Source organism: Corynebacterium frankenforstense, assembly GCF_030211955.1.
Lineage (GTDB): Bacteria > Actinomycetota > Actinomycetes > Mycobacteriales > Mycobacteriaceae > Corynebacterium > Corynebacterium frankenforstense_A.
In genome coordinates, this window is sequence record NZ_JASODI010000050.1 from 1 (window position 1) to 446 (window position 446).

The following is a 446-nucleotide window of genomic DNA, read 5'->3' on the forward strand; positions in this document are numbered from 1 at the left end:
GTGTCGTGCCAGACACCCGACAGCGCGCTGACGTACCACCCACCCCGAACCGGACAGGACGGGTCTTTGTGGTGGCCCCTGAATCTGTGACCGTTGCCCGCCGCCAACGTGGCGTGCGTCCACCCGGATTTGAGAGAAAAATAAGAAAAACTCCTTAGAAAGGAGGTGATCCAGCCGCACCTTCCGGTACGGCTACCTTGTTACGACTTCGTCCCAATCGCCGATCCCACCTTCGACCACTCCCCCCACAAGGGTTGGGCCGTGGGCTTCGGGTGTTACCGACTTTCATGACGTGACGGGCGGTGTGTACAAGGCCCGGGAACGTATTCACCGCAGCACTGCTGATCTGCGATTACTAGCGACTCCGACTTCATGGGGTCGAGTTGCAGACCCCAATCCGAACTGAGGCCGGCTTTAAAAGGATTAGCTCCACCTCACGGTATCGC

The 446-nt window shown here is 59.0% G+C and carries 1 rRNA gene; it reads right to left on the reverse strand.

Features of this window, described 5'->3' with window-relative positions:
• Positions 1 to 158: 158 nt before the first annotated feature.
• A 16S ribosomal RNA gene (locus tag QP119_RS11490) occupies positions 159 to 446 on the reverse strand; the annotation flags it as partial.